Source organism: Achromobacter sp. 46006 (assembly GCF_059761975.1).
Genome location: NZ_JCBANN010000015.1, coordinates 56,592 through 69,809, shown reverse-complemented (window position 1 = coordinate 69,809; position 13,218 = coordinate 56,592). Strand labels below are relative to the sequence as shown.

The following is a 13,218-nucleotide window of genomic DNA, read 5'->3' as shown; positions in this document are numbered from 1 at the left end:
GGTTCTCCCTATGCTGCGAATTCTAATGCCTTGGACACGATTTCCTGCACGTTGCGCGACAGCCCCTCGTGGCCGCGCACCCGCTGCAGGGCCTGCTGCATGGGGCCGCGCAGGGCGGGAACGTAGCGTGACCAGTTGTCCAGCGCGCGCGCCAGGCGCGCGGCGATTTCCGGATTGAGCGCGTCCAGCGCCAGTACCTGGTCGGCCCAGAAGGCGTAGCCGGAGCCGTCCGGATGGTGCATGCCGCGGGCGTTGTTCAGGCAGAACTGGAAAACCAGCGCCCGCGCCCGGTTCGGGTTGCGCAGCGTGAATGCCGGGTGCGTCATCAGGTCGCGCGCCGTCTGCACCGTGGTGTAGCGCGCGGCCGCCTGCAGCGCGAACCATTTGTCCACCACCAGCGCGTTGTCGCTCCATTTGTCGTAGAACGCGGCCAGCGCCTGCTGCGGGAAGTCGCCCTGGCCATAGTTGATCAGGGCCGACAAGGCCGCCATGCTGTCTGTCATGTTGCCGGCGTGCTCGTACTGCTGTTCGGCCAGGCGCTGGGCCTCGTGCTCGCCGGCCGCCATCAGGTGGCTGAGCGCCAGGTTCTTCATTGCGCGCTTGCCGGCGGGTACGGGTGCGGGGCTGTACGGGCCAGGCGTCTGGTTGTCATCGAAGGCCTGGCGGAATTCCGCCGCCAATTGCCTGCCCAGCTCGGCGCGCAGGAAATCGCGCGCCACCGCCAGCGCCGGCGGATCGATGGCCTGCATGCGTTCGGCCAGGGTCTTTTCCGAAGGCAGCGCCAGGGCGCGCGCGCGGTAGGCGGAGTCCAGCGCCGGGTCGGTCAGCAGTGCGCGCCAGGCGGCGATGAAGGCCGGGTCGGCGTGCAGCGTGCGGCCGGCCTGGCGCGCCTCGGCCAGCGCCAGGATCTGGCGGGTGGCCAGTTCCTGGCCGGCTTCCCAGCGCGCAAAGGGGTTGCCGTCGTGGGCCGACAGCAGCGCCAGTTCCTCGTCGGTCCAGTCGTAATCGACGATCACGGGCGCGGAAAAATCACGCAGCAGCGACGGCACCGGCATCTCGTCGATGCCATCGAAATGCCATTGCTGGGTCTGCGTGGTCAATTCCAGTAGCGCGGTGTCGTGCTCCGCCCCGTCGAGCCGCAGGGGCAGGGCGCGGCCGTTGCGATCCAGCAGGCCGATGGCGAAGGGGATGTGATACGGCGCCTTGACGAAGCCCGCGGGAGCCTTTTTCTCGACGCCGACGGGCTGGCATTCCTGCGACAGCGTCACGGTGCAGCGGCGCGCGGCGGCGTCGTGGCTCAGCTTGACCGTCACGCGCGGCGTGCCGGCCTGGCGGTACCAGTTGCGGAACACCGAAAGATCGCGGCCCGGGTGCTGGCGCGTGTAGACCGACTCCATGGCGGCGACGAAGTCGTCGCAGGTCACCGCCTGGCCGTCGTGGCGACGGAAATACTCGTCCATGCCCGCGCGGAAACCGGCCTCGCCCAGCAGCGTGTGCTGCATGCGGATGACCTCGGCGCCTTTCTCGTACACCGTGGCGGTATAGAAGTTGCCGATTTCCTGATAGCTGTCGGGGCGGATCGGGTGGGCCATCGGGCCCGCGTCCTCCGGGAATTGCGCCGCGCGCAGTGTCACCACGTCGTCAATGCGCTTGACCGCGCGGGCGCTGGCGGCGGCGGTCTCGTCCATGCCTTGCGCCATCATGTCGGCGCTGAATTCCTGGTCGCGGAAGACGGTCAGCCCTTCCTTCAGGCTCAACTGGAACCAGTCGCGGCAGGTGACGCGGTTGCCGGTCCAGTTGTGAAAGTACTCGTGGCCGATGACCGATTCGATGCCCTCGTAATTGGCGTCCGTGGCGGTATCGGCATCGGCCAGCACGTAGGCGGCATTGAAGATGTTCAGGCCCTTGTTCTCCATCGCGCCCATGTTGAAGTCATGGACGGCGACCACCATGAAGCGGTCCAGGTCGAGTTCCAGGCCGAAGCGGGTTTCGTCCCAGCGCAACGCGCGCACCAGGGAGTCCAGCGCCCACTCGGTCTTGGTTTCGGCGCCCGGGTCGCTATAGACCTGCAGCAGTACGTCGCGGCCGCTGGCGGTCTTGACGGTGGTTTCGCGGTGGGTCAGGTTGCCGCCCACCAGGGCGAACAGATAGCAGGGCTTGGGAAACGGGTCTTCCCATTCGACTTCGTTGCGGCCGTCGGGCAACTGGCGCGAGGCGACCAGATTGCCGTTGGACAGCAGCACCGGGTAGGCCGGTTCGGCGCGCAGGGTCACGCGATAGCGCGACATGACATCCGGACGGTCGGCGAACCAGGTAATGCGGCGAAAGCCCTCGGCTTCGCATTGGGTGAAGAAATTGCCGCCCGAGACGTACAGGCCCATCAGGGTGGAGTTGGCGGCCGGCTTGCAGCGGCTGACGATTTCCACGCTGGCCTCGGCGGGCAGGCCATACAGTGCCAGGCTGTGCTCGCTCAGGTGGTAGCGGTCGGGCGGCAAGGCCTGACCGTCCACGCCTACCGAGACGAGTTCCAGCTCTTCGCCGTCCAGCACCAGGGCGGCGTCGGCGCTGGCGTCGGGCTTGCGCCGCACCTGCATGACGCAACGCACTTCGGTGCTGTCAGGGGCCAGGTCGAAGGCCAGGGAGACCTGCGGAATATCGTAGGGGTAGGGCTGGTAATCCTTGCGGTATACGGTAACGGGCGTGTCTGTGCGCATGGGATTGCAGTCCTGTATGAACGAGAGTCTTATTGTAGTGGCTGGACCGTCACACGCCGCTGTGTCCAGCCGCGGCGGGCGTAAACTTTCGCCGGCCCATGTGGTCAAAGGTCAGTATGATGGGCGCCGTCGCGCAATGAGGAGTTGCAAATGTTCCGTTCTTCCCCGTTCAATGCCGGCCGTTGGGCCGCGGTCTTGGCTGTCCTGGGGGCGCTGGTACTGAGCGGATGCGCCACGCCCACGGTGTCGGCGCGGGTCACTTCGTTCCAGCAATGGCCCACCGGCGTCGAGGGGCAGACCTACCAATTCGTGCCGGCCGACCCCTCGCAAGCCAATAACCTCGAATACCAGTCCTACCAGGATATGGTCCGCGCCGGTATCGGCGCCACCGGGCTGGTGGAAGCGCGCGCCGGTACCAAGGCCCGTTTCGATGTTTCCTTCCGCTATGGCACGACCCAGACCCAGGTAATGGTGCGACGGCCCTATGACCCGTATTTCAATGGCGGCTACGGTTATGGCGGCTTCTACGGCCCGCGCCCCTGGGGCGGATACTACGGTTATTGGGGCCCGGAATGGGTTGACGTGCCGGTGGTGGCCCAGCGAAATACGCTCACCCTGCAGATCCATGACAGCCAGCGCGGCGGGGCGGAGGTCTATCGTTCCAGTGCCTACATTCTCAGCGAACAGGACAATTTCATGCGCATGATGCCTTTCCTGGTGCGTGCAATATTTGACAATTTCCCGGGAAATAATGGCGCTGAACGAGAAATACAATTTCCGTTGCAGTGAGTTTCAGCGGCCACTGGCCGCAATTCAAAAATAAAAAAGGCGCACCATTTTGGTGCGCCTTTGTTTTTTTCTTACTGAAAAATAGCTTTTTATTCCTTGATCAGAAAACTGTCGCGCGTGGCGCCGGCGGCTTCTTCCGCGGCGAGCCAGCGTGGCGCCTTGCCACGACCGCTCCAGGTTTCCCCGGTCTGGGGGTGGCGGTACTTGGGGGCCACGGCGCGCTTGACGGCGTTGCCGGGGCGGGCGCCGGCGCCAGCCTTGCGGCGGCCACCCGCGGCGCGGACAGGCTTGCCGGCGCCGTAGGCGGCGGCGATCTCTTCGGGGGTGATGTCGTATTCGCGCATGGAAGTGATGATCGAAGCGATCACCGGCTTGCGGCGCTTGGTCTGGAGGACTTCAGCCTTCTTTTGGAGCTTGTTGATTTCCTTTTCGATCTTTGCTTGCAGAGCTGCGTAGGTTTCTCGGGCCATGGTTATTCCTGATTATGGAACTGCTTTAATCGCCGGCGAAGTTATGTTTATTTGTTGTGCCTCGCATAATACAGAAATTACCGCCTGCTTGCCGCAGTTCGGAGCTAATTACTTTGTATCAAAACCGCCGGAGAGTCTTTAGGCATGCGGGTTCGTGCCATGAACAAGTTTTGGGAAGGTTGTTCCCAAATTTGGGACTAATTGAAACAAACCTTGCTTTGGTTCACAGGGCGGACGAATAGCTGTCTCGAGATCAGGAGTTGCGCGTTTTTGTTTCGTGAAGTGAGCGAATGGAGGGTATGACGACAAATTTCAGCCGTAGGTCAGGAAGGCTTCTCAGCACTTTTGGGATGGCCGGCGAGATTTATCGGAGCCTTTGCCAAGAGGTCGGACGACCTCGATTGGGCGCGTATGGCGGCGGTATGCGTATTTTCATTCCCACCCTTCGAGAATGTTATGACAGCGTGCATTCACGCATATGTGCGCCTGGTGCGTGGGCCTCGTTTTCCATTTTTCGCTATTTGTTTGTCGAGTTGTATGACAAGTTTGTGACCGAGGGTCAAGGAGTAAGACGTCGAGGGTGGATGGATATGCGCGGTGGGGCGGGCTTATTTTGTCGCGCATGACGCTTCTGATTTGGGACCAGTCCCCAATTGGTTAACTTGCTAGTCAATATGCATGGCGCGCGACGCCGTGCCCGTGTCGGCGGTACGATATAGGCTTGAGCGTCATGGTTGCCGCGTGACCCCGCCGGCGCCCCCAACAGAGTCCTATGAAAATCATCGATCCCGCTATTGCTTCCCTGGCCACCGCCAAATCGCTGTTGCTCGACCCCTGGGGGCTGACCGAGGCCGACATGGCGCGCGCGCTCGGCGAAATCTTCACCCACAAGGTCGACTACGCCGATCTGTATTTCCAGTACACCCGCAGCGAGGGCTGGAGCCTGGAAGAGGGCATCGTCAAGACCGGTAGTTTCTCGATCAGCCAGGGGGTTGGCGTGCGCGCCGTCAGCGGCGAGAAAACCGCGTTTGCCTATTCCGATTCCCTGTCGCCCGAGGCCCTGTTGTCGTCGGCCCACGCGGTGCGTGGCATTGCCCGCCGCGGCGCCGGCAAGGTCAAGGTGGCCGCGCAGGTCGAGGCAGAAATTGGCCGCAGCCTGTATGCCGATATCGACCCGGTGGCGACGTTGAGCGCGCCCGAGAAAGTCGCGCTGCTCGAGCGTATCGAACGCATGGCGCGGGCCCGCGACCCGCATGTGATTCAGGTGATGGCGGGCCTGGGCGCCGAGTACGACGTCGTGCTGGTGGCCGGCAGCGACGGCCGTCTGGCGGCCGACGTGCGTCCGCTGGTGCGCCTGTCGCTGACCGTCATCGCCGAGCGTAACGGGCGGCGCGAAATGGGCCATGCCGGCGGCGGCGGCCGCCTGGGGCTGGCGTACTTCACCGACGAGATGCTGCAGAGCTATGTCGAGCGCGCCGTGCACGAAGCCATGGTCAACCTGGAGGCGCGTCCGGCGCCGGCCGGCGAAATGACGGTGGTGCTGGGCTCGGGCTGGCCCGGCATCCTGCTGCATGAAGCGGTGGGCCACGGCCTGGAAGGCGATTTCAACCGCAAGGGCTCCAGCGTCTTCTCGGGCCGCATCGGCGAGCGCGTCGCCTCCAAGGGCGTGACCGTGGTCGACGACGGCACCATTCCCGATCGCCGCGGCTCGCTCAATATCGACGACGAGGGCAATGCCACCCAGCGCAACGTGCTGATCGAAGACGGCATCCTGCGCGGCTACATGCAGGACACCCTGAATGCCCGCCTGATGAAGACCGCCGCCACCGGCAACGGCCGCCGCGAGTCGTTCGCGCATCTGCCGATGCCGCGCATGACCAACACCTACATGCTGGCCGGCGACAAGGCGCCCGAGGAAATCATCTCGTCCGTCAAGCGCGGCCTGTACGCGGCCAATTTCGGTGGCGGGCAGGTCGACATCACCAACGGCAAGTTCGTGTTCTCGGCCTCCGAGGCCTACATGATCGAGGACGGCAGGATCACGTATCCGGTCAAGGGCGCCACGCTGATCGGCAACGGCCCCGACGCCATGACCCGCGTCAGCATGATCGGCGACGACCTGAAGCTGGATTCCGGCGTGGGCACCTGCGGCAAGGATGGCCAGAGCGTGCCGGTTGGCGTGGGCATGCCCACGGTCCGCATGGAAGGCCTGACGGTGGGTGGGACGGCCTGACCAGAGACGGACTGGCCTGCCGGCAACCCGCCGTTCCGGGCCGCCATGCCGAGTTGGAATCCGGCGTGACGGCCCGAAAAAATTGTGCTAGAGTCTTTTCCCATGAAATTCGCCTCCCCCGCCTTTTACTTTTATTTTTTTGGTTTTCTGAAGCCGCTGGCGGAGGAAGGGAAGCGCTCAATCTGAAGTTTGGAAAGAATCCCCCCAAAAAAGCCGCCAGCGAACTGGCGGCTTTTTTTGTGCCGTCAGCTTGAGGAACAACCCCGGGACCGATCCCGGTGGCGGGAAACCCAGGAGCAGTACCGTGTCACACAATACCGACGACCTTCGCATCCGAGAAATCAAAGAGCTGAACCCGCCCGCGCACGTGATGCGCGAGTTCGCCTGCACCCAGGAGGCTTCCGACACCGTGTTCGCCGCCCGCCAGTCGATGCATCGCATCCTGCACGGCATGGACGACCGCATGATCGTCGTGATCGGCCCGTGTTCGATCCACGACACCCGCGCCGCGATCGAATACGCGAAGCGCCTGAAGCCGGTGCGTGACCGTCTCAGCGCGGACCTGGAAATCGTGATGCGCGTGTATTTCGAGAAGCCCCGCACCACGGTCGGTTGGAAGGGGCTGATCAACGACCCGGACCTGGACGGCAGCTTCGACATCAACAAGGGCGTGCGCGTGGCGCGCGAGCTGCTGCTGGACATCAACAGCCTGGGCCTGCCGGCGGGGTGCGAATTCCTGGACATGATTACGCCGCAGTACATTGCGGACCTGGTTTCCTGGGGGGCGATCGGGGCGCGCACGACGGAGAGCCAGGTGCATCGCGAACTGGCCTCCGGCCTGTCGTGTCCGGTGGGTTTCAAGAACGGCACCGATGGCAATGTGAAGATCGCCGTGGATGCGATCAAGGCGGCTTCGCAGCCGCACCATTTCCTGTCGGTGACCAAGGGCGGGCATTCGGCTATCGTCTCGACGGCCGGCAACGAGGACTGTCACGTCATCCTGCGCGGCGGCAAGACGCCCAACTACGACGCCGCCAGTGTCGACGCGGCCTGCCAGGACATGGCCAAGGCCGGCCTGGCGCAACGCATCATGATCGACGCGAGCCACGCCAACAGCAGCAAGAAGCCCGAGAACCAGCCGCTGGTGATCGAGGACGTGGCGCGCCAGATGGAAGCCGGCGATGCTCGCCTGGTCGGCGTGATGGTCGAAAGCCATCTGCTCGGCGGGCGCCAGGACATGGTGCCGGGCACGCCGCTGGTGTACGGCCAGAGCATCACCGATGGCTGCATCGACTGGGACGCCTCGGTCGCCGTGCTGGAGCGGCTGGCCCATGCCGTGCGCGAACGCCGCCGGGTGGCCCTGACTTCCGGCAAATGAGCGGCGCCCGCCGCAAGCCGCCGGGCCGGGCGGTTTGCGGTGCAGCAAGGCGGGCGGCGTAGAATAACCGGGTTACCCAATCCGAGAATCCGCTGATCATGAACGCTCCCTTGCACGCTGAATCGTTGCGCCGCGCGGTGCCGGCCGCCTGTCTCGAAGCCTTGCGCACCCGTTTTGGCGACCGCTTCTCCGAATCCGCCGCGGTGCGTGAACACCACGGCCGCGACGAGTCGCCATATCCGGCGATGCTGCCCGATGCCGTGGTCTTTGCCCAGAGCACCGAGGAAGTCGCCGAGGTCGCCAAGCTGTGCAACGAGCATCGTGTGCCGCTGATTCCCTACGGCGCCGGTTCGTCGCTGGAAGGCCACATCCTGGCGATCCAGGGGGGCATCAGCCTGGACCTGTCGCAGATGAACAAGGTGCTGGCGGTCAACGCCGAAGACCTGACCGCCACCGTGCAGGCCGGCGTGCTGCGCAAGCAGCTCAACGAAGAGATCCGCAGCACCGGCCTGTTCTTCCCGATCGATCCGGGCGCCGACGCCAGCCTGGGCGGCATGGCCGCCACGCGCGCCTCCGGCACCAACGCCGTGCGCTACGGCACCATGCGCGAGAACGTCATGTCGCTGACCGTGGTCACCGCCGACGGCCGCATCGTGCGCACCGCCGGCCGTGCCCGCAAGTCGTCGGCCGGCTACGACCTGACCCGCATCTTCGTGGGCAGCGAAGGCACGCTGGGCATCATTACCGAAGTCACGGTGCGCCTGTACCCGCAGCCCGAGGCGGTGTCGGCCGCGGTCTGCAACTTCCCCACGCTCGACGCCGCGGTGCAGAGCGTGATCGAGATCATCCAGATGGGCGTGCCGGTGGCGCGCGTCGAGTTCATGGACGCGGCCAGCGTGCGCGCCGTCAACCTGCACAGCAAGCTGACGCTGCGCGAGACGCCGCTGCTGGTGTTTGAATTCCACGGCAGTCCGGCGGGCGTGCAGGAACAGGCCGAAACCGTGCAGGCCATCACCGCCGAGCACGGCGGCATGGACTTCGAATGGGCCGAGCGTCCCGAGGACCGCAGCCGCCTGTGGACCGCGCGCCACAATGCCTATTTCGCCGGCCTGCAACTGCGCCCGGGCTGCCGCGCCAGCACCACCGACGTCTGCGTGCCGATCTCGCGCCTGGCTGACTGCGTGCGCGAGACCGTCGAGGAACTGGACCAGGCCAGCTTCCCGTACACCATCGTCGGCCATGTCGGCGACGGCAATTTCCACGTGCTGATGTTGCTGGATGCCGACAGCGAGCGCGAATGGCAGGAGTCCGAGGCCATCAACCACAACCTGGTACGCCGGGCGATCGCCGCCGATGGCACTTGCACCGGCGAGCATGGCGTCGGCCTGCACAAGATGCAATTCATGGCAGAAGAGCATGGCGATGATGCGCTGGCGCTGATGCGCAGCCTCAAGCACGCCTTCGATCCGAACAACATCCTCAACCCGGGCAAGATCGTTTCCTGGTAAGCCCCGCAGGGCGAGGACAAGCAAGGCCGGCAGTCGCCGGCCTTTGCTTTGCGCGCGCCAGCGCGCGCGCCGCGTGTGCGCGCGATCGCCGGTGGCATCCTGGCGCGATGCGGCGCGCACACGGGACAGGGCGGCTTTACCGCTGGTTACGTGTGCGCGCCGTCGTGGCCGGCCGCTGTACGCAGGATGCGGGTAAATCCCGGCCTGCGTCCAGCCTGCGGTCGCGCTATTGTTGCGCTCATGAATTCATTGGTCGAAACCGGCCTTGCGCAAGTGCAGGCGCCTTATTCGTTGCAGCAACTCGTCGCGGCCCTGTCGGCCGCGCTGCCATCGCATTGCGTGCTGTTTCGTGAAGAGGATACCCGTCCGTACGAGTGCGACGGGTTGTCGCTGTACCGAGCCTTGCCCGCCGTGGTGGCGCTGCCCGAGACCGAAGAGCAGGTGCAGGCCGTCATGCGGATCTGCAAGCGTTTCAATGCGCCGCTGGTGGCGCGCGGCGCCGGCACCGGCCTGTCGGGCGGCGCCATGCCGCACAGCCAGGGCGTGTTGCTGGGCCTGTCGAAATTCAACCGCATCAAGCACATCGACCTGGCCAGCGCGACCGCGGTGGTCGAGCCGGGGGTGCGCAACCTGGCCATCTCGGAGGCCGCGGCGCCGTATGGGCTGTACTACGCGCCGGATCCGTCTAGCCAGATCGCCTGTTCGATCGGCGGCAACGTCGCCGAGAACTCGGGCGGCGTGCATTGCCTGAAGTATGGGTTGACGGTGCACAACGTGCTGCGCGTGCGCATGGTCACGATCGATGGCGAGGTGGTGGAACTCGGCTCCGAGGCACCCGACGCGCCGGGGCTGGATCTGCTGTCGGTGTTCATCGGTTCGGAAGGCATGCTGGGCGTGGTGACCGAAGTGACCGTCAAGCTGATTCCCAAGCCGGCCTGCGCGCAGGTGGTGATGGCGAGCTTCGCCAGTGTCGAGGCCGCGGGCAACGCGGTGACGCAGGTGATCGCCGATGGCATCATTCCCGCCGGCCTGGAGATGATGGACCGGCGCGCGACGCACATGGTCGAACCCTTCGTGCGCGCCGGCTACGACATGGACGCGCAGGCCATCCTGCTGTGCGAATCGGACGGCACGCCCGAGGAAGTGGCGCACGAGATCGCGCGCATGGAAGCCATTTTCCGCGCGGCCGGCTCGACCCGCTGCCAGGTGTCGGCCTCGGAGGCCGAGCGGCTCAAATTCTGGGCAGGACGCAAGAATGCGTTTCCCGCCGCCGGGCGCGTGTCGCCTGATTACTACTGCATGGACGGCACGATTCCGCGCCGTCATCTCGCCCGGGTGCTGGGTGCCATTGAGCAAATGGAAGACGAATTCGGCCTGCGCTGCGCCAACGTGTTCCATGCGGGCGATGGCAACCTGCATCCGTTGATCCTGTTCGATTCGAATAAACCGGACGAAGTGGAGCGCGCCGAGAAATTCGGCGCGGCCATACTCGAACTGTGCGTGCAGGTGGGAGGAACCGTGACTGGAGAGCACGGTGTAGGAATGGAGAAAATAAATCAAATGTGCGTGCAATTCTCTCGCGAAGAACTCGACGCGTTCCTGGCGGTCAAGCGGGCATTCGATCCGCCGTGCCTGCTCAACCCCGAAAAGGTCATTCCTACGCTGGCGCGCTGCGCGGAGTACGGCAAGATGCACGTACACGCGGGCGAATTGCGCTTCCCGGATCTCGCACGCTTCTAGGACGTCTCCCCCATGGATTTCGTCCTGTCGGAATTGTGCGACCAGGTCATGACGGCGCGCGCCGGTCACAAGCCGCTGTTCGTCATGGGCGGCGGCAGCAAGGCGTTCTACGGCAATTATCGGCCGGTGACGCCGCAGGATGGCCATTGCCTGCTGGACATGACCCCGTATCGCGGCATTGTCAGCTATCACCCGTCGGAACTGGTGGTGACGGTCCGTGCCGGCACGCCGCTGGCCGAACTGGAAGCGGCGCTGGCCGAGCATGGCCAGATGCTGGCTTTCGAGCCGCCGCATTTTTCACCCGCCGCCACCGTCGGCGGCTGCGTGGCCGCGGGCCTGTCGGGGCCGCGCCGCATGAGCGCGGGCGCCTTGCGCGACTTCGTGCTGGGGGCGCAACTGCTGGATTCGGACGGCCGGGTGTTGTCGTTCGGCGGCGAGGTCATGAAGAACGTCGCTGGCTATGACGTCTCGCGCCTGCTGGCCGGTTCGCATGGCATCTTCGGCGCCATTCTCGAGGTATCGCTCAAGGTGGTGCCGCGGCCGATGGAGGAGTTGACGCTGATGCTGCCGGCGACCCAGGCCCAGGCATTGGCCAGCTTCGCGCTGTGGCGCGGCAAGCCCTTGCCGATCTCGGCCACCAGCTGGGTGGGCGGTGCCGACGAGGAAGGCCAGATGCATGTGCGGCTGTCGGGCGCGCCCCCGGCCATCGCCGGCGCGCGACAGGTGATCGGCGGCGATCCGCTGTCGCCCGAGGCGGCGCAGGCTTGGTGGAGCGGCTTGCGCGAACAGACCCATCCGTTCTTCGCGCCGGGCCAGCCCTTGTGGCGGCTGGCTTTGCCGCCGACGGCGGCGGCGCTCGGCAGCGGGCGGGCCTTGCTGGAGTGGGGCGGCGGCCAGCGCTGGCTGTCGGGTCCCCAGGACGCAGCCGAACTGCGTGAACTGGCGCAGCGGCTGGGCGGCCACGCGACGCTGTTCCGTACGGCAGGCACGCGGCCGCCGGCCGACGGCGTGTTCCATCCGCTGTCGCCGGGCGTGGCACTGATCACGCGCCGCCTCAAGCAAGAACTCGATCCGGCGGGGTTGTTCAATCCCGGCCGGCTGGTCCTGGAGCTATAGGCATCATGCAAACCAATCTGGCAGCCTGGGCCCGCGATACCGATCTGGGCAAAGAGGCCGACGCGATCCTGCGGCGCTGCGTGCACTGCGGTTTCTGCACGGCCACCTGTCCCACCTACCAGGTGCTGGGCGACGAACTGGACAGCCCGCGTGGCCGCATCTACCTGATCAAGCAGGTGCTGGAAGGCGCCGAGCCGACCCAGTCGACCCAGCAGCACCTGGACCGCTGCCTGACCTGCCGCAACTGCGAGACCACCTGCCCATCGGGCGTGGAATATGGGCACTTGGTGGATATCGGCCGGCAGATTGTCGAGGAACGGGTGCCGCGACCCTGGGCCGAGAAGGCCAAGCGCAAAATGCTGCGCCGGGCCATGCTGTCGCCGCTGTTCGGGCCCGCGATGCGGCTGGGGCAGGCGGTGCGCGGCGCCTTGCCGGAAGCGCTCAGGCGCAAGGTGCCGGAGCGTCGTCCCGCCGGCGCCTTGCCGCAGGTGGCGGGGCATGCGCGGCAGGTGCTGATGCTGGCCGGCTGCGTGCAGCCGTCGATGATGCCGTCGATCGATGCCGCCACCATCCGCGTGCTGGATGCCATCGGCATCGGCGCGCGCATCGCGCCGGGGGCGGGCTGCTGTGGCGCCGCCAGCTTTCATCTGGACGCGCAGGCTGCCGCCCTGGACCAGATGCGCGCCAACATCGATGCCTGGTGGCCGCTGGTGAAGGACGGCGCGGTCGAGGCCATTGTCATGAATGCGTCGGGCTGCGGCGCCATGGTCAAGGAATACGCCCATCATCTGCGCCACGACCCGGCCTACGCGCAGCGTGCCGCGGACATCGTGGCGCTGGTCAAGGACGTGGCGGAAATCGTGGCGCCGCACGCGGCGCAACTGCGCCAGCGGCTGGCGGACAAGGGCGCGCGGGCATCGTTCCACCCGCCATGCACCCTGCAGCACTGGCAGGGACTGCGGCCGTTGTCGGAACGCTTGCTGGTCGAGTTGGGGTTCGAGTTGCAGCCGTTTGCGGAGCAGCACCTGTGCTGCGGCTCGGCGGGCGCGTATTCGGTGCTGAATCCCGACATCGCGTTGGCGCTGCGCGACCGCAAGCTGGCCGCGATCGCGCCGGCCGCGCCGGACGTGATCCTGTCGGCCAATATCGGCTGCATCGGACACTTGCAGAGCGGCACCAGCACGCCGGTGCGGCACTGGATCGAAGTGGTGGACGAGCAGCTGGCGCAGGCCTGATCGCGCGGCCGCCGCGGTGGGTGTTGCCGCGGACA

General features: G+C 65.7%; 10 protein-coding genes. 8 read left to right on the top strand and 2 right to left on the bottom strand.

Features of this window, described 5'->3' with window-relative positions; translation table 11 throughout:
* Positions 1-8: 8 nt before the first annotated feature.
* Entirely contained in the window at positions 9-2,714 is a 2,706-nt protein-coding gene (gene pepN / locus AC6LKG_RS10625; protein WP_498164283.1) for an aminopeptidase N, read from the bottom strand.
* Between the two features lie 150 nt (positions 2,715-2,864).
* On the opposite strand from pepN, the gene AC6LKG_RS10620 reads away from it, so the two are divergent.
* Positions 2,865-3,503: a DUF4136 domain-containing protein gene (locus AC6LKG_RS10620; protein WP_498164282.1), complete on the top strand. Its 639-nt coding sequence runs from the start codon at positions 2,865-2,867 to the stop codon at positions 3,501-3,503.
* Positions 3,504-3,592: 89 nt separating this feature from the next.
* Here the strand turns inward: AC6LKG_RS10620 and AC6LKG_RS10615 are convergent, their stop codons facing one another.
* On the bottom strand, positions 3,593-3,973 hold the full coding sequence (locus AC6LKG_RS10615; protein WP_498164281.1) for an H-NS histone family protein: 381 nt from the start codon (positions 3,971-3,973) through the stop codon (positions 3,593-3,595).
* Positions 3,974-4,745: 772 nt separating this feature from the next.
* On the opposite strand from AC6LKG_RS10615, the gene tldD reads away from it, so the two are divergent.
* From tldD to glcF, 7 genes are all read left to right on the top strand, one after another.
* Positions 4,746-6,206: a metalloprotease TldD gene (tldD, locus tag AC6LKG_RS10610; RefSeq protein ID WP_498164280.1), complete on the top strand. Its 1,461-nt coding sequence runs from the start codon at positions 4,746-4,748 to the stop codon at positions 6,204-6,206.
* A gap of 65 nt (positions 6,207-6,271) precedes the next feature.
* On the top strand, positions 6,272-6,460 hold the full coding sequence (locus AC6LKG_RS10605; protein WP_498164279.1) for a hypothetical protein: 189 nt from the start codon (positions 6,272-6,274) through the stop codon (positions 6,458-6,460).
* 50 nt (positions 6,461-6,510) lie between these two features.
* On the top strand, positions 6,511-7,584 hold the full coding sequence (aroG, locus tag AC6LKG_RS10600) for a 3-deoxy-7-phosphoheptulonate synthase AroG (RefSeq protein WP_498164278.1): 1,074 nt from the start codon (positions 6,511-6,513) through the stop codon (positions 7,582-7,584).
* Between the two features lie 98 nt (positions 7,585-7,682).
* Complete coding sequence (locus AC6LKG_RS10595) at positions 7,683-9,092, top strand: FAD-binding oxidoreductase (RefSeq protein WP_498164277.1); 1,410 nt, start codon at positions 7,683-7,685, stop codon at positions 9,090-9,092.
* 240 nt (positions 9,093-9,332) lie between these two features.
* Positions 9,333-10,832: an FAD-linked oxidase C-terminal domain-containing protein gene (locus AC6LKG_RS10590; RefSeq protein WP_498164276.1), complete on the top strand. Its 1,500-nt coding sequence runs from the start codon at positions 9,333-9,335 to the stop codon at positions 10,830-10,832.
* Between the two features lie 12 nt (positions 10,833-10,844).
* The gene (glcE, locus tag AC6LKG_RS10585) at positions 10,845-11,948 is read left to right on the top strand and encodes a glycolate oxidase subunit GlcE (protein WP_498164275.1); all 1,104 of its coding nucleotides are present in this window, start codon (positions 10,845-10,847) and stop codon (positions 11,946-11,948) included.
* Between the two features lie 5 nt (positions 11,949-11,953).
* A complete protein-coding gene (gene glcF, locus AC6LKG_RS10580; RefSeq protein WP_498164274.1) occupies positions 11,954-13,183 on the top strand; it encodes a glycolate oxidase subunit GlcF in 1,230 nt (409 codons plus the stop codon).
* The last annotated feature ends 35 nt before the right edge of the window (positions 13,184-13,218 follow it).